The 15,815-nt window shown below is 56.9% G+C and carries 14 protein-coding genes and 1 tRNA gene; 8 read left to right on the forward strand and 7 right to left on the reverse strand.

All coding sequences use genetic code 11. The features are described from left to right. The first annotated feature begins 26 nt into the window (after nucleotides 1-26). Together H6F59_RS16995 and petG are read left to right on the forward strand one after the other, a co-directional pair. The gene (locus H6F59_RS16995; protein ID WP_190702624.1) at nucleotides 27-1,445 is read left to right on the forward strand and encodes a cobyrinate a,c-diamide synthase; all 1,419 of its coding nucleotides are present in this window, start codon (nucleotides 27-29) and stop codon (nucleotides 1,443-1,445) included. 208 nt (nucleotides 1,446-1,653) lie between these two features. After that, on the forward strand, nucleotides 1,654-1,767 hold the full coding sequence (gene petG / locus H6F59_RS17000) for a cytochrome b6-f complex subunit V (RefSeq protein WP_190517464.1): 114 nt from the start codon (nucleotides 1,654-1,656) through the stop codon (nucleotides 1,765-1,767). 54 nt (nucleotides 1,768-1,821) lie between these two features. On the opposite strand, the gene H6F59_RS17005 is transcribed toward petG, so the two are convergent. Then, the gene (locus tag H6F59_RS17005; protein ID WP_190702627.1) at nucleotides 1,822-3,093 is read right to left on the reverse strand and encodes an FGGY-family carbohydrate kinase; all 1,272 of its coding nucleotides are present in this window, start codon (nucleotides 3,091-3,093) and stop codon (nucleotides 1,822-1,824) included. Nucleotides 3,094-3,130: 37 nt separating this feature from the next. Continuing rightward, nucleotides 3,131-3,640: an allophycocyanin subunit beta gene (gene apcB, locus H6F59_RS17010; RefSeq protein ID WP_190517462.1), complete on the reverse strand. Its 510-nt coding sequence runs from the start codon at nucleotides 3,638-3,640 to the stop codon at nucleotides 3,131-3,133. A 494-nt stretch (nucleotides 3,641-4,134) separates the two neighbouring features. On the opposite strand from apcB, the gene glnA reads away from it, so the two are divergent. The 4 genes from glnA (at nucleotide 4,135) to H6F59_RS17030 (ending at nucleotide 7,396) form a co-directional block, all read left to right on the forward strand. After that, nucleotides 4,135-5,553: a type I glutamate--ammonia ligase gene (glnA, locus tag H6F59_RS17015; RefSeq protein ID WP_190517459.1), complete on the forward strand. Its 1,419-nt coding sequence runs from the start codon at nucleotides 4,135-4,137 to the stop codon at nucleotides 5,551-5,553. Between the two features lie 576 nt (nucleotides 5,554-6,129). Further along, on the forward strand, nucleotides 6,130-6,723 hold the full coding sequence (locus H6F59_RS17020) for a PHB depolymerase family esterase (protein WP_199325831.1): 594 nt from the start codon (nucleotides 6,130-6,132) through the stop codon (nucleotides 6,721-6,723). A 13-nt stretch (nucleotides 6,724-6,736) separates the two neighbouring features. After that, the gene (locus tag H6F59_RS17025; protein WP_190702634.1) at nucleotides 6,737-6,985 is read left to right on the forward strand and encodes a hypothetical protein; all 249 of its coding nucleotides are present in this window, start codon (nucleotides 6,737-6,739) and stop codon (nucleotides 6,983-6,985) included. A 24-nt stretch (nucleotides 6,986-7,009) separates the two neighbouring features. Further along, a complete protein-coding gene (locus H6F59_RS17030; protein WP_190517451.1) occupies nucleotides 7,010-7,396 on the forward strand; it encodes a hypothetical protein in 387 nt (128 codons plus the stop codon). Nucleotides 7,397-7,624: 228 nt separating this feature from the next. On the opposite strand, the gene H6F59_RS17035 is transcribed toward H6F59_RS17030, so the two are convergent. From H6F59_RS17035 to hetZ, 4 genes are all read right to left on the reverse strand, one after another. Beyond that, nucleotides 7,625-8,920, reverse strand: coding sequence for an aspartate aminotransferase family protein (locus tag H6F59_RS17035; RefSeq protein WP_190702637.1), 1,296 nt, complete (start codon nucleotides 8,918-8,920; stop codon nucleotides 7,625-7,627). Nucleotides 8,921-9,106: 186 nt separating this feature from the next. Continuing rightward, nucleotides 9,107-11,398, reverse strand: coding sequence for a DUF3488 and DUF4129 domain-containing transglutaminase family protein (locus H6F59_RS17040; protein ID WP_190702641.1), 2,292 nt, complete (start codon nucleotides 11,396-11,398; stop codon nucleotides 9,107-9,109). A 63-nt stretch (nucleotides 11,399-11,461) separates the two neighbouring features. After that, the gene (locus H6F59_RS17045) at nucleotides 11,462-12,463 is read right to left on the reverse strand and encodes a hypothetical protein (protein WP_190702646.1); all 1,002 of its coding nucleotides are present in this window, start codon (nucleotides 12,461-12,463) and stop codon (nucleotides 11,462-11,464) included. A gap of 39 nt (nucleotides 12,464-12,502) precedes the next feature. Further along, on the reverse strand, nucleotides 12,503-13,609 hold the full coding sequence (gene hetZ / locus H6F59_RS17050) for a heterocyst differentiation protein HetZ (RefSeq protein WP_313887242.1): 1,107 nt from the start codon (nucleotides 13,607-13,609) through the stop codon (nucleotides 12,503-12,505). Nucleotides 13,610-14,013: 404 nt separating this feature from the next. On the opposite strand from hetZ, the gene H6F59_RS17055 reads away from it, so the two are divergent. Continuing rightward, nucleotides 14,014-14,487, forward strand: coding sequence for a hypothetical protein (locus H6F59_RS17055; protein WP_190702662.1), 474 nt, complete (start codon nucleotides 14,014-14,016; stop codon nucleotides 14,485-14,487). Nucleotides 14,488-14,540: 53 nt separating this feature from the next. Continuing rightward, a tRNA-Val gene (locus tag H6F59_RS17060) sits at nucleotides 14,541-14,612 on the forward strand. 67 nt (nucleotides 14,613-14,679) lie between these two features. Here the strand turns inward: H6F59_RS17060 and H6F59_RS17065 are convergent. Continuing rightward, nucleotides 14,680-15,699, reverse strand: coding sequence for an AI-2E family transporter (locus tag H6F59_RS17065; protein ID WP_190702665.1), 1,020 nt, complete (start codon nucleotides 15,697-15,699; stop codon nucleotides 14,680-14,682). Nucleotides 15,700-15,815: the final 116 nt, after the last annotated feature.

The raw sequence follows: 15,815 nt of genomic DNA on the forward strand, positions 1-15,815 counted from the left end.
AGGAAGCTAACCATGAGGGCAGGGTCTTGAGTACAGCGGCTAGCCCCGGCGGCCTAGTGATCGCGGGCGAGCGCAGCGGTGTGGGTAAGACCACCGTCACCCTGGCGCTATTGGCGGCCCTGGCGCAAAAATCGCCCCGCGTGCAGTCGTTTAAGGTGGGGCCAGACTACATTGACCCGATGTTCCACCAGCAGGCCACGGGGCGACCCTGCTACAACCTCGACCCCATTTTGACTTCAGAAACCTACGTGCAGCAATGCTTTGCCCACCGCTGCCAGGGAGCTGACTTTGCCTTAGTGGAAGGGGTCATGGGCCTCTTCGACGGCGCGTCTGGGCTCTCGGATGTCGCTAGCACCGCCCATATCGCTCGTCTGCTGAACCTGCCCGTGCTGCTAGTGGTCGATTGCAGTCGTCTGTCGCGATCGGTGCTGGCGATTATTCACGGCTACCGTACGCTGGATCCTCGGGTGAAACTTGCCGGGGTGGTGCTGAACCGGGTAGGCAGCGATCGCCACCTCGAACTCCTCACCGATGCCATAGCCGGCATCAATCTGTCGATTCTTGGCGTATTGCGACGGCAAACTGCGATCGCCCTCCCCGATCGCCACTTGGGCCTCGTGCCCACCGCCGAACTCCCCCAACTTCCCGACATCCTCACCCGCCTCGCCCACCTCGGCCACACCTCCTTCGACTGGCCCGCCCTCACCCCCCTTCTGCTTGCCGACCCGACTCCCCCACTCTCGCACCCTCCCTATCCCCTCCCACTCTCCCACCCTCCCACTCCCCCACCCTCCCACTCCCCCACCCCTCGCATCGCGATCGCCCAAGACCCCGCCTTCAGCTTCTACTACCCCGACAACCTCGACATTCTCACTGCCCTGGGGGCCGAGATTATTCCCTGGAGTCCGCTGCGGGACGCCCAGCCTCCTGCCGATGCCGATGGGTTGTACTTCGGCGGCGGCTTTCCCGAAATGTTTGCTGCCGAGCTAGCCGCCAACCAGGAGTTGCGCTTAACGCTCAACGCCCTTATTCATCAAGGTTTACCCGTCTACGCTGAATGTGGCGGATTGATGTATTTGGCCACTACCCTAGTCGATCTAAACGACAATGCCTGGCCTATGGTCGGAGTGCTACCCACCAGCGTGCGCATGACCGGACGACTCACTCTAGGCTACCGTCACGCCTTAGCGGAACAAGACAGTTTACTTTTACAGACCGGTCAAACCATTTGGGGGCACGAGTTTCACCGCTCCGAGGCAGAAACGCCATCTCCCTCGCCGCTGTATCAACTCAAGCGCTACGGAGCAACCCAGCGCCATGCCACCGAGGGCTGGGGATCGCATCGTATTCATGCCTCATACCTGCACCTGCACTGGGGTGGCTGCCCAGAGGTCGCGCAAGCTCTAGTTGGAGCTTGTCTACAATACCGCCAGGGCCGGGCTTGACCCCAAACACCTTCCCGTTAAAATGGCCTCTTTCCAACATTGGTAACGAAGCCACTAACTTGCGTTTGCGATCGCGCCAGAGCGCTAGTTCGATCGGGGTGCTTAAACTGACAGACCGGCACGGGGTTAGCGGCTGAAGGCCTTAGTTCAGACCCTGATTAGTGTTATGGTTAGACCATAGATTTTTGTTGAGATAAGGAGTATTGCTGTGGTTGAGCCTTTGCTAAGTGGCATTGTTCTAGGGTTTATTCCTGTCACCCTGGCCGGGCTTTTCGTTGCGGCTTACTTGCAATATCGCCGGGACAATAAGCTTAATTCGTAGCCGAGCAGTTGGGGGCGAGGTAGAGCGATCGCGCCCCTTCACCCGCTTTAAGGATCACTCAATCGTATCCTTTAGCCACCCCAGCGCCAAATAGGCACTACCGACCGCCGCCTCCACCGAGGCGGCGTTTTTGATGGGCACCGGCAGCAGGTTGGCCCGCAGCTGACGCCAGGTCTCATTGGCTGCACCGCCCCCAGCCGTGAAAATTTGCCGCAGGGGCGATGCCCCGTGCTGAGTGAGCAACTCATACCCGCGCTGCTCGATGCGGGCAATGCCCATTAGCAGGCCGTGCAAAAACGCGGTGTCATCCTCAGGGCGCGGCGAGAGCCGCGGAGCCAGGGTGGGGTCATTGATGGGAAAGCGCTCCCCTGGTGCAGCCAGGGGGTAATAGTCTAGCTCCGTAGGCACGGCTGGATCGATGCACTGACTCAGGCTGGCTAAAGCCTCTCGGTCAAAGAATTTTTCAAGCACGGCACCGCCGCTGTTGGACGCACCGCCTACTAGCCAGTGGCTTCCTAGCCGGTGGCTGTAGATGCCGTAGTCGCCCACATCGACTCGCTGGTTGCTGAGCAGCTTGATGGCCAAGGTTGACCCTAGGGATGTGACCCCATCTCCTGGGGCGATCGCGCCGCTGGCCAAAAAGGCCGCAATGCTGTCGGTGGTGCCTGCCACTACCTGACACTGGGGCGATAGGTCAAACCGCTGGGCCACGGTTTCCGTCACGCACCCCACTAATTCTCCCGGTGCCAGCACCCGAGGCAGTACCCGACTCCACGGCTGCCCCTGCATCCAGTCGGGATAGTCGAGATTGCCCACGTCGTAGCCCAACTTGAGGCTGTTGTGGTAGTCGCTCAGCCCCCACTGGCCGTGGAGCTGGGCGCTGAGCCAGTCGGTCTGGTGCAGCAGATAGGTCGCTTGATTCCAGGTTGAGGCGGGCAACGTTTGGTGCCACCACACCAGCTTGGCCAGGCTCGATGTGGCGCTGGCAGCGGGGCTTTGAGCAGAGGCCAGGACTTTGACGGTTGCCAGGGATTCTCTACAGGGATGGTTGTAGAGCAGTGGGGTAATAATCGATTCTCCTGCCTGATCGCACAGCAGCACGGTGGCCGAGGTGCCATCGATCGCCACTCGGCCAATCTGGGGGGCGATCGCCCCCGGCAGCGCCTCCAGCAAGGCAAAGAGCCCCTGCCGCCAGCACTCTGGAGCCGGCAAGTCGGGGTAGCCCTGGCGATATTGCCAACACAAATGCCGCTGTGGATTGACCACAGCGGCACGCACCCCAGAGGTGCCAAAGTCTATACCCAGAGCTAGGGGAGGGGTCGTCACGAAGCAGCCGTTCGCTACACCATTCCTCCGATTTCGCTTAGATGCTGGTCTCGCTGATCGAACGGGTGATGTAGTCGAAGGGATAGTCGACCACAGAGGGATCGGCTACGCCCGCTTCTTGCACCTTGGCCTTCACGAGGTCCTTCATCAGCTGAATGCCGATCACCGTAGGGGCAATGGGCACGCCCAGGGAGTTGTAGGTTTCGCGCAACCCGGTCAGCACTCGCTCGTCGAGCACATCGGGGTTACCAGCTACCAGGGCATAGCTGCTGTAGCGCAGGTAGTAGTCCATATCGCGCAGGCAGGCGGCGTAGCGGCGGGTGGTGTAGGCATTGCCGCCGGGGCGAATCAGCTCAGGGACTTGGGCAAACAGGGTAACGCCCGCTTCTTTGACAATGCCAGCGGCGTTAGCGCTGATGATTGCCGCCGCCTTGATGCGATCGAGACCGCTGTCAAAGTAGGACTTAATAGAGTCGAGGGCGCTGCTATCGAGATAGCGTCCAGTGTTGTCGTAATTCTTGATTAGCGTGGTGACAGCGTCCCGCATAGGTGGTTTCTCCCAACTCTCACTTGGCAAACAGCATTTTATAAATGGTGGCAGGCGCAGGCTGCCCGTCTCTGGCTAAAGGCTCTAACCCTAAGGGCCAAAACCCTGATAAATTGCCAGGTTTAATCTTCGAAGAAGTTTACCACGGGGGCCTAACCCCTGGGTTGCCCAGGCCCGTCAGAGGCGGGGCTTTATGAGCGAATTGTTACAAAACATCATGGACTGACCTAGCGCTTTTGTTGGCTTTCCCTGACAAAAAGTATTAGGTGATACAAAACGGGCTAACCCCTCTCCCTAGGATGATTCTGATGAGTTGATACCTGTGGAACCAGCAGGGTCAGAGTGCCCGTGCCAACAAACCGGTGTTGTATAGGGCTTGCCTGTTGCAGCCTTGCCGATTTGGCAGGGAAATTGGGACGGAGCCAGGGCATCATCTACGACGAGTTAAATCGGTTTCCCCACGTTTGAACGCTAAAGAGGCTAAGGAGTAGTTCATGGCAACCCCAGCAGACATCCTGAAATGGATTGAGGATGACGGCATTGAGTTAATTGATCTGAAATTTATTGACATGCCGGGTATCTGGCAGCACCTCACTCTACACAAGAGCCAGATTGACGAGAGCAGTTTTACCGATGGGGTAGCTTTTGACGGCTCCAGCATTCGGGGTTGGAAGGCCATCAACGAGTCAGACATGATGATGGTGCCCGATCCCAACACCGCCTGGATCGACCCCTTCATGGCGGAGCCGACCCTGAGCATGATCTGCACCATCAAGGAGCCCCGCACCGGGGAGCTTTATGCTCGCTGCCCTCGAGCGATCGCAACCAAGGCGATCGAATACCTCAAGTCCACCGGTCTGGGCGACACCGCCTTCTTTGGCCCCGAAGCTGAGTTCTTCATCTTTGATGACGTGCGCTTCGACCAAAACGAGCACTCGGCCTACTACTACGTCGATAGCGTCGAGGGCCGCTGGAATACTGGCCGCGAAGAAGTAGGCGGCAACCTGGGCTACAAGCCCCGCTACAAAGAGGGCTACTTCCCCGTTGCCCCCACCGACACCTCCCAAGACATGCGCAGCGAAATGCTGCTGACCATGGCCAAGCTGGGCGTGCCAATCGAGAAGCACCACCACGAAGTGGCCACCGGTGGTCAGTGCGAGCTGGGCATTCGCTTTGGTCGGCTGATCGAAGCCGCTGACTGGTTGATGATCTACAAATACTGCATTAAGAACGTCGCCAAGAAGTGGGGCAAGACCGTTACCTTCATGCCCAAGCCTCTGTTTAACGACAACGGCTCTGGCATGCACACCCACCAGTCAATCTGGAACAACGGTGAGCCTCTGTTTGCGGGCGATCGCTATGCCGGCCTGAGCCAAATGGCTCTGTGGTATATCGGAGGCATTCTCAAGCACGCCCCCGCTCTGCTGGCGCTGACCAACCCCACCACCAACTCCTACAAGCGTCTGGTGCCCGGCTTTGAAGCGCCAGTGAACCTGGCCTACTCCCAGGGCAACCGCTCGGCCTCCGTGCGCATTCCCCTCTCGGGCGACAACCCCAAGGCCAAGCGCCTTGAGTTCCGCTGCCCGGACGCCACCTCGAACCCATACCTGGCGTTTGCAGCCATGCTCTGCGCCGGTATCGACGGCATCAAAAACCAGATCGACCCCGGCGACCCGCTGGATGTGGATATCTACGACCTCAGCCCCGAGGAGCTGGCGAAGATTCCGTCTACCCCCGGCTCGCTGCTGGATGCCCTCAAGGCTCTCGAAGCTGACCACAGCTTCTTGACCAGCACTGGCGTCTTCACCGAAGACTTCATCAGCAACTGGATCGAGTACAAGCTCGACAACGAAGTGAACCCCATGCGCCTGCGGCCCCACCCCTACGAACTGGCTCTCTACTACGATTGCTAGAGCGAGTGGATTAGCCCTTGTTTGGAAGGTAAGCCATAAAAAGAGGCCAGGGTATTAAACCTTGGCCTCTTTTTGTAGCTGATTGTGGTTGCTTACTGTCGTGGCAGTAGCACTAGATTTGAAAGTAATGAATAAACCTATTGGTGCAGTGAGTAAAATGACTTAAAAGGTGCTAGTTTTTCACTTTCTAGCAATAGGTAAGCTATTCAAAAAAACATGGCCTAATACTTAGATATTCCATTCGGTAGAGAAGTTTCTAGCCTTAAAAGGCTGTTAGTAAGAGGCCGTCACTACGGGCCTCTTTTTAAACTGTTTTTATCCTCTCAACATCATCTTCTGGTTGTCTAGAAGACATGCCCAAGAGAAGTGATGCACAGTCCCTTAACTCTGACGCGGCGAAGACTTCTTAAGAGGGGATTGGTGAGTGCTGTTGCTGCGCTAGCGGCCTGCACAGCCGACCATATCTCAGGAAGCACACAGCTTGTGAACAGCACACAACAGGAAACAGGTCTTCTTCTTTCTCGCCCTAGTCCGCCAGCTGAAGCAGGCGCGGCTAGAGGCTTACATTCCCTAGCCTTGGAAAGCCAGCGAGATGGGTTCATCTATGTGCCCACAGGCTACCAGCCCGATAACCCAGTGCCTTTGGTGCTGATGCTCCACGGTGCAGGCGGCGATGCGGAAGGGGCACTCAGAATTTTGGCAGGGCTGGCCGATGCCTACGGGCTGCTACTGCTGGCTGTGGAGTCACGGGGGCGCACCTGGGATGTCATTCTTGGCGACTATGGCCCCGATATTGCTGTAATGGATCGGGCGCTGGCCCAGACCTTTAGCCGCTACGCAATAGATCCGAGCCGAGTTGCGATCGCAGGTTTTTCCGATGGGGCTTCCTATGCACTTTCGGTGGGCATTACCAACGGGGATTTATCTACCCATGTAGTCGCTTTTTCCCCTGGTTTTATGGCTCCCGCAGCCCAGCGAGGAGAACCCCATATCTTCATCTCCCACGGTACCCAAGACCCGGTGCTACCGATCGACAGTTGCAGCCGTAGAATCGTTCCGCAATTGCAGCAGGCGCACTACGACACCCGCTATCGAGAATTTAATGGCGGGCACACAGTTCCTGCTGATATTTCCCGTGAAGCGATGACTTGGTTGACTGCCCAGTCCTAACCCGGAGCGCCTTATGGACAAGCTGATGGAATTTTGGACCTACCTCTCTCATCACGCTAATCGCTCCTCCCGCGAGCGTGAGGACAACGCCCTTTATCGGCCTAGGTATGGCCTGCATGAGCGAGGCACCTATGAGGAGTGGATCCGTTCAGGCAGCCTATATATGAAAGCGTTCAAGCACCCCGCACTTGCGACCATGATTGTCGCAGGTCTGGGCATCACAGTCTGGCTGCTGACCGCAGCCATTTCCCAAAGCTATTAATTGTTCATAACCCGGTATAAACCCATGTCTGAACCCACACTATCCAATCAGCAGACCAATCCTGACCAGGCCGTCATTGCGTCAGAGCACGCCCAGCTGATGGCACCTACTAATGCCTCCGGCAGCGCTATGCTTGACGCCCATGCTGCCGCTGGCGAAGCCCAACCCGAGGGCGATCCGGTTGAGTCTCCGATTGCCACCAATTTCTCAACCGCCTCTACCAGTGGAGACGCCAAAACAGCAGACGTTGCCACAGTCAGCGGGCCGTCTACAGTGGATCAATCCTCCGAGCAGGGACAGGTTAACTTGCAGAACAATCCTGATATCCCAGGTGAGGGTATGCAAGGCACCTTACCCAATACTGACCCGATTGGCATACCCCTTGACCCAGACACCAACCTAGAAGAATAGAACCAGAATTAGCAAAAGCCTCCTCGAAGAGGAGGCTTTTGAGCTTGAGTATCTTCACCCGCGATCGGGGTTGCTTAAAAAATAGCCGTTGGCTAACGGAGCTGTTTGTCTTGGTGGGCAGGCATTGCCAACACAAAGCGTCCTTAGAGGGGAAAGCCAACGGCTGTTTCGGAGTTAGGGTGGGATGAGCAGAGCGTCCTAACGACCTAACAATTAACTTAAGCGTTACTAAGCATGCTCCCGCTTAACCAGCATGGCCACAGCTTTTTCTACGGCCATTAGCGCCTGCTGCACCTCGTCAGCACTGACGTTCAGCGGTGGCACAAAGCGCACTACCTGCGGCCCAGCGGGCACCAGCAGTAAGCCTTCATCCATGGCGGCCTTGACAATATCTACTGACTTAATGGCGGAGTCGGGCTGAAGCACCAGGCCGTTGATCAGCCCCCAGCCGCGCACCTGTTCTAGTAAGGCTGGGTACTGCTGCACCAAGCGTTGCAAGCCAAACCGCAGCTGCTCACCGCGCAGTTTCACATTGCCCAGCAGGTTCTCAGATTCCAGAGTCTCGCACACGGTGAGGCCCACCTTGCAGGCGAAGGGGTTGCCGCCAAAGGTGCTGGCATGGTCGCCTGGCTCAAATACTGCGCAGGACGCCTTACAAAGCAGCGCGCCGATGGGAATGCCACCACCCAGTCCTTTGGCTGAGGTAAAGATATCGGGCTCAATGCCCAGATTCTCAAATCCCCAAAGGGTGCCAGTGCGACCGACGCCCACCTGCACTTCGTCGAGAATCAGCAGAATGCCTTTCTCGTCGCAGAGCTGACGGACGCGTTGGAAATAGGCGATATCCCCAGGGCAGACGCCCCCTTCACCTTGGAGAGCCTCCAGCATGATGGCGGCGACCTGGGGCGTTTCAGCGTCCAGCTCAGCGACTAGCGCTTCTAGGGCTGCGATGTCGTTATAGGGGACGTAGGCAAACCCTGGCATGAGCGGGTCAAAGTTCTTTTGGTACTTGGGCTGGCCCGTGGCGGTGATGGTGGCCAGGGTGCGCCCGTGGAAGCTGGCCTGGGCGGTAATAATCAGCGGATTTTGGATGCTCCGCTGGGTGTGGGCGTACTTGCGGGCCAGCTTGATCGCCCCCTCGTTGGCCTCAGCGCCGGAGTTGCAGAAAAAGACGCGATCGCAGCACGAATGCTCCACTAACCAGTGGGCCAGCTCCCCCTGCTCAGGAATGTAGTAGAGGTTTGACACATGGTGCAGCGTTTGAATCTGCCGAGTCACGGCCTCGACCATAGCTGGGTGGGCATGGCCCAGGGTGCAGGTAGCGATACCGGCCACAAAATCGAGGTAGCGACGACCCTGGTCATCCCACACAAAACTGCCTCGGCCCTTGGTAAGCGCGATGGGGAAACGCCCGTAGGTGGTCATCACGTCGGCATCGAACTGGGCCGGCGAGAAGGTGGTGCTGCCGTTGGTCGCAATATTGAGCGACTTGAGGGAATTTTCGACGAGGGTTTTTAGGCTCACGGTGGGGATAGGGGGTGGGGAGTAAAGAGTGGGGGGTGGGAGGGTGGGAAGTAAGAACGATACAGCAGTTAATTATGCTAGTCGCCGCCTCACTAATGGCCCTGACTCACCGGCTCCAACTAATGGATCGAGCATAACGGAAACCTTGGGGAAATCGGTGATCATCCTGAACCAATCGGGGCTGGCTTAGCGACGAATGAGTCGCTGGCGGGGGCTATCCTTTTTGCGGATAGTCTGCAATTTTTCGCTCAGGTAGGCGAGATTTTGGGGTTCACCGCCGTAGCGCCAGCGGACGTAGGCGTGGGTGATTTCGTTAGCGGCCTGGGCGGGCTGAGGCCGAGTTTGCTGGTAGAGGCGCTGGCCATACTCGATGGGGGTTTCGGCAGGGGTTTTGCCGAGGCCCTGGTGGGCAAACCAGGTCAGCATTTGTTGATATAGCCGCTCAGTGGGGGCGAGCTGGCGCAGTTGTCGGTAGCGCCAGCCTCGACGCAACCCTAAGAAGGCTAGCCAAGCGATGAATCCAAAGGCGGTGGCGATCGCAATGCCCAGCAAAATGCCTACCCAGCCTAGATTTAGCAGCACATTGAAGGTGCGTAATAGATACGCGATCCCATCGCTAAGCAAGCTGACCAAGCCATCGACAAAGCCCACTAAGGGAGAGGGCAGCCAGCCAGCCAGCCAAGCCCAAACTCGCCGCACTGTGCTGAAGGTTTCGTACTCTCTAAGGCTAGGCGGAATCAGCTCATGGCCCGGGATAGGGTCGAAGCCAAACCAACCGTACTGGGGAAAATAAACTTCGGTGAGGGCATAGGCATCGGTATTGCGCACCACGTGGAACCCGGTGAAGGGGTTAAACTCGCCCTCCCCAAACCCCGCCACCAGTCGCGCTGGGATGTCGATGGAGCGCAGCATGATGGTCAGCACGGTGGAGAAGTGGTCGGGGTAGCCGCCCTGAGTCCGAAACAAGAAACTTTCAACGAGGTCTTGCTCGGCACCGAAGAATGGCAGCTCGGGCTGAATGGTGTAGCGCTGCTTGAGAGCCTGGGCCAAGTAGAGGGATTTTTCGTAGGCATTGGCTAGGGGCACCGGGGAGGTGGCGAGCAGCTCCTCGGTTTTGGCTCTCACAGGCTCCAGAATTTCCTCGGGCACCTGGAGGTAGTAGGAACGAATGCCGGGGGGATAGCGGGTACCCGCCTGCCCCAGCAGGGTGCGATCGCGAAAGGGCACCCGCGACACCACCGTATAGGTCATGCCTTCCTGCAAGATCACGGGCGACCTGAGACTGCCTTCAGCGTCGATGGCCACCTCTCGAGTTGGGAAGTAGAGTTGTTTAGGCTGATACATCGCCGGAATTAGGTTGGGCAACTCGCTGACGAGGGTGTAAGTCTGCACTACCTCCCGATCGCGGGCCAAGGTCGGGTCCATGGGCAAAAAGGTTTGGGCCGAAAACCGCGATCGCTTCAGCGTCTGGGTATCGTCATTGCGGGAGATATCCCAGCCCTGGCCGGTGTAGGTGTCAAAGGCCAGCACTCGCCAAAAGCCCGGTGCCTGCGACCTGACTCGCATCACCACCTGGGGAGTCATGGTGCCCCGCAGGTTTTGATTCATTCGCTGGTTGAAGCCGTAGTAGGAAACGGTATCCACCACCCCAGGGCCAGTAGACTTACCCTGACCCCGAATGGTGCCAGCGCCGTCGCCAAAGCCTTCACCCTCACCGTCTTCGCCCTCATTGCGGTAGGCCGAGTTGAGAATATCCTCCCCCGAAAAATCCCCCGGCGTGTCGATCACCGAACTCACCGGAAAATTCTGAATCTGGTAGCCCGGCAGCCGGGGCAAAAAGACAAAAATCAGCAGCCCCAGGCCCACAATCAGCCCCATTAGGCCCAAAAACCGCCCTAGGGTAGGTCGCAACTTGATCTCGCCCCAGGCGATTGGTCCCAGCCCCAGCCTTGACTGGTAGTCGAGCCTCAGCACCGGCACTGCCAGTGCTAAAAACAGCAGCAGCAGCGGTGCAAAGGCCAAGGTCTGGCTGATGGTGGCAGCCACCCCCAGCAAGATCAGGCCAATCATCATCGAGTAGCCCAGGTCTTTGCGGCGGGGTAGGTCAAAGCTGTGCAGCACCTGCAGCTGAACCAACAGTTCCGCTAGCACAATGCGGGTGTCGCCGGGCGCTTCGAGCAGCCGAGAAAAAAACGCCGCCAGAGCCACCAGCATGCCGATGGCAATAAAAAATTTCACCGCGATGTTGCGATCGCGTCGCCGCTGCCAGCTAAAGGTTGCCCCCACCGCGCTTAGGGGTATAGCCAGCAGGTTCCACCAGGAAGCCGCAGTCACCCCAGCGGCGGCTACCACCACTGAGCCAATGCCTACGGTAACTAGCCCCTGCACCAGCACCCGCAGCAGCCGCGAGTCTTCAATTTCATCGTGAGGGATGGGCCGAGTTAAGGGAGAAGAGGCCAGCCAGCGGGACGCGACCATAGACAAACCGGAGGAGGGTCGCCTCCATGCTAACCGCTGGGCTAGCCCCTGCCCAGAGTCACTCTAGCGCTCAGCAATCATCACCTGAAAGCTCAGGGGGGCCACCTGGGCTTCCCCTAGGCTGACATCCAGACGATGCACAGCACCGGGCTGGGTGGTCAAGCGCAGCACCAGCTCACCGGGGGTAGAGCGTTCGGAGCCAACGGTTTCACCCAGGCTGGTCAGCACCAGGCTACCGTCCGCCGGTAGCACCGCCTTGACCTCCAGCTGTCCAACAGCCGCGTAGGTCGCCTGCACCGTCAACAGCCCAGAGGCCGTGAGCCAGGTCTGGGTTTGGGTGGGGTTGGCTTCTCCTACGGTGAGCGATAGGGCTTCAAAGATGCCTTGGGCAGCCAGCATAGCTAGCGCCACCTGCTGCTGCGTCGAGGCCGTGTTGTAGTCTACCTGGGTCAAAGCCTCGGTTTGAGCTGACCGGTAGGCCGGTCGAGCCACTAGCCCAGCAATGTATTCCAGGGTTTGGGGTTGGTCGGGAAACAGGCCTTCGACCGCCGCTACCAGTCGCCGACCGGTTTGGCGAATGTCTTGGGCTACCTGCTGGCACTGGTTGAGCAAGTCAGCCAGCACATCTTCAGGCACATCGCCGGGAACCGAAAGATTTCTCAGGTGGTCTAACCAAATAGAGGCGGCGCTAGGGCGCAGGGCGTCGGGATAGTCTTGCAGACCTTTTTCCCAGGGAAACAGAGGCGGGCGATGGGCAATCTCTTGCCGCAGGCGGCGCTTCAAAAGGGCTTCAAAATGGGGTTGCACAGTGGATAGGTCTCCAGAGTCAAAGACAGGGGTGTAGTTGAGGTCGAGCACGTCATCCTCTGAAGCCGCTGGCGCTGGGGTAGATGTCTCAGGATCAGGGTAGACCGGAGGGGTAGGTAGTCCTGCCCTCTCTAGCTCCGCCGTGTCAGCGTCAGTAGCCGGGGAAAAGCGTGTTCCTGATGGTGAGTCATCCGCCGAAAGTGGCTCTAGCAGGAGCTTTAGCAAGAGGTCTTCGGGGATATCTGAGTCTCTATTCATGGCCTGCTACGGTCTGTCCGGATGGATGTTTGACGGATATTAAACGTTACGAATCTCCCAGGCTTGCTCTAGGAGCTTAGTCCACTGTTTTTGAAATTGGGTAGCGGTTATGCCCAAGATTTTAGCGGCTTCGCCATCGGGTATGCCCTGCTGTTTGAGGGAGAGCAGTCTGGCTTGCTTAGCATTGAGGCTGTCTTGCAGCTGTTGCCACTGCTGGGCGGTTAGGCCCAGGTTAGTTTCTAGGCCGGCCTCTAACCATTCATGCACCAATTCCCAGTGATGGGACAGGGCAAAGCGCAGCAGGTGGTACTTGAACCGCTGCTGAAGGTAATCGCGCTGGCGGGGGGTCAGCCCTAGGAGAGCCTCAATTTCGTGGGTGGGCAGGTCGAGCAGCCTGAGGGTAAAGTAGTCGGCACACTCATCCTGGTTGCGCTCTTTAAGATAGGCCAGCAGCTCTTCGACTACCCGCCCCCGCAGGGAATTTTCGGGCAGATCGTCGGCCTGGGCAATCATCTCTTCGCGCACCCGCTGGTGGGAGGCGGCGGGGCGAACGTCGTCGCCGTCGCCGCCGTAGTCGGTGGCCTGCTCGATGTCGATGGCGACTTCGGGGGGCTGTTGTTTAGAGAAGGTCTGGGCGCGTAGGATGATCAGCTGCTGGCTGCGCCGGCCGGGCAGCGGAATGCGCCGCTTGCCGTAGCGCTCAGAAAAGGCCATGAACTCAGCTAGCTCAAGCAGAGTGCGGGGCTGATAGCGATCGCCCAGCTGATTCTCCCGCCGAAAGGCGTTGAGCGCTTCGACGTAGAACCCCTGCAAAAAATCTTCGATCAGCGCCAGCCGGGCTGGGTAGCTGGTCTGCACCTGGGGCGGCGTAATGTAACGGTACACGATAGCGCTAAGAGTGCTGTGCAGCTCAACGCGGCCCTGGCGCGACCCCAGGTTGTAATATTTGAAACACTGATCTAGACGGTGTTTGCCCAGCGATTTGGCCCAGGCCTCAACATCGCCCGATGACTGAATGCGATCGCTCTCGTTACAGATGCGCTGGACTTCATTGGCCAATCGCTGAGCCATTGCCTGGCACCCCGCCTCTGGGGCACCAGTACCGTTCTTTAAATCTTGGTAGAAAAGCTGGCTAAGCGAATCCACACTCAACGCACAGATACCCTGACTCAATCTGGCTATCCTCAAAAAGCTACACAGACCCGTGGAGCGATATTCAGGTTTTTAGGAACGTGGTGGATGCGCCCGCTGCGACCTTGGGGTGAGCTATGACGGTCAGCTACGAGACCAATCTAGACGCAGAAGGTAGAAAAGTCTGAATCTAAGTAGATTGATTGCCCAAGAATTGCAAGCTACCCAACACCTTAACATCTGTCCGTAATTTTATGGATGCGGGGCGAGGCACCTCGCCGGTAGCCCCCTGCGGTAGAGTGATGCTAGATCGAGCTCGATGGTTCCCTGGAACGGTCTTCAACCGTCGCCGTCTTTAAATTTCCTGGCCCAAGCCGTCACCCCCAACGCTAGCCCCCAACTATCCCTCAGAACCCGCTATGGATCTTGATGCCCAAATTGTCTCCCTCCAGCACAGTGCCCCCAACGATGGCGTAACCGGCAACGCCATTACCACCATTGCGCCCACCCTCAAGGCAATCGCCGGGCAGCTTAAGCATGAGCAATACTACGTGCTGCAAACCCTAGAGCAGGGCTGGATGATGACCACCCTCAGTAACCGTACCCAGCCCAACAGTCAAAAGAACATTGTCTACGCCTACCCTACCCTGCAAGACGCCGCAACTAGCCAAGCCACCATCAAAGATCCTCAGGTCATGGCTCTGCCGGTGCCCGTGGTGCACATCCTGTTTCAGCTGCTGGCTATGCAGCCCATCGATAGCCTAATTTTCTTTGAAACGCCTGGACAGGTAAGTCAAGGTGTCGAGATTCGCCGTCAAGACATGCAGGCCCTAATTCAAGCGCAGCTTCAGCAAGCACAACAGGGCAGCCCAGTCCCTCCCGATATAGCTTGACCTAAAATTTTTGCTAAACCGCCCTAAAAGATGTGCTATCTTAAAAAACCCAAGGGCGATTAGCACAGTGGTAGCGCGCTTCCTTCACACGGAAGAGGTCACTGGTTCGAAACCAGTATCGCCCATACATTAGTTTTGATAAGGCATGTTTGCAACGTCCCTGCAAATGTTGACTTATCAAAGTCTATTGAACTAATGCTGGTCTAGAAAGCCTTTTATCCAAAACTCGTCCAGCCACTGTTGAATAATTAGCGTTAGCGGCAGGGCTAACAGCAGACCTAAAAAGCCGAAGAATGCGGCAAAAGCAACTTGAGACAGTAGGGTTATTGCTGGCAGCAGGGAGACCTGCTTCTTCATGACCAGCGGAGTCAAAATATTACTCTCAATCTGCTGAATCACGATATAGAGGACGACTACTGCGATCGCTTTCCAGGGAGCTTCGAGCAGGGCGATCGCAGCAGGCGGAATCACACTGATAAAGGGGCCAAGGTTAGGGATAAATGCAAGCAGCCCTGCCAGTAACCCGTTGGCGAAGGCTAGGGGAATACCCAGAATCCAGAGGCCAATCATGCTCAACATAGCGATGATTGTCATGTTGAAAAGGATGCCAATGAACCAGCCCGCGATCGCCTCTTCGCAGCCGTCCAGCACTCGACCTATCTGTTGTTTTCTAGACGATGGAAAGACCCTGAGAAAGAGTCTTCGGTAGGCCATTGGATTCAGCAGCACCATGATGATGACAACCGACACCAACAGCAGGTTGAAAACAACGGTTAGGGTGTTGGAAAACCATAAAAAGAAACGGCCAAATATGATGTTTAGATCTAATGCCTGAAGCTGACCCAGGATAGCTTCGAGGCTTTGGAGATCTTCAATGGCAAACCCCGGCAAAATATTGCCTAAAGCTATAATCCAAGACTGCGATCGATCAACAACTTGACCGGCAAGACCTATCAAATCTTGGAGCTGGTCAACAAAGGGAGGAACAATAATTATCCCAAACCCTCCCATGACTAATAGAACAGCGCTGGTTAAAATAAGAACGGCTATTCTGCGATCGGGAATTCGTTTTTGCAGGAGTCTGACTGCGCGGTTGAGCACTACGGCAAAGGTGATTGCTGTCAATGCTAGCAACAGTACGTTGCGAATCTGCCAAAAAATATAAAGACAGACTCCTAAAAGTACTAAGCTTAACCACTGGCTAAAAATCACTTAAGATCCTGCAATACAAAATCAGTAAAATTTAGTTGAAAATGCTTGAATTTTCATAAATTGCACAATTTTTTATTCGGATGTATCCGACATAAGAGCATTCGAGCAAGAAGTAC

It is taken from the genome of Nodosilinea sp. FACHB-141, assembly GCF_014696135.1.
Lineage (GTDB): Bacteria > Cyanobacteriota > Cyanobacteriia > Phormidesmidales > Phormidesmidaceae > Nodosilinea.

What these genes read in the sequence shown, in the direction of transcription:
- apcB (WP_190517462.1), bottom strand. Translation starts at nt 3,640, where the DNA reads ATGCGGGACGCTGTCACCACGCTAATCAAGAATTACGACAACACTGGA.
- glnA (WP_190517459.1), top strand. Translation starts at nt 4,135, where the DNA reads ATGGCAACCCCAGCAGACATCCTGAAATGGATTGAGGATGACGGCATT.
- H6F59_RS17025 (WP_190702634.1), top strand. Translation starts at nt 6,737, where the DNA reads ATGGACAAGCTGATGGAATTTTGGACCTACCTCTCTCATCACGCTAAT.
- H6F59_RS17030 (WP_190517451.1), top strand. Translation starts at nt 7,010, where the DNA reads ATGTCTGAACCCACACTATCCAATCAGCAGACCAATCCTGACCAGGCC.
- H6F59_RS17040 (WP_190702641.1), bottom strand. Translation starts at nt 11,398, where the DNA reads ATGGTCGCGTCCCGCTGGCTGGCCTCTTCTCCCTTAACTCGGCCCATC.
- H6F59_RS17045 (WP_190702646.1), bottom strand. Translation starts at nt 12,463, where the DNA reads ATGAATAGAGACTCAGATATCCCCGAAGACCTCTTGCTAAAGCTCCTG.
- H6F59_RS17055 (WP_190702662.1), top strand. Translation starts at nt 14,014, where the DNA reads ATGGATCTTGATGCCCAAATTGTCTCCCTCCAGCACAGTGCCCCCAAC.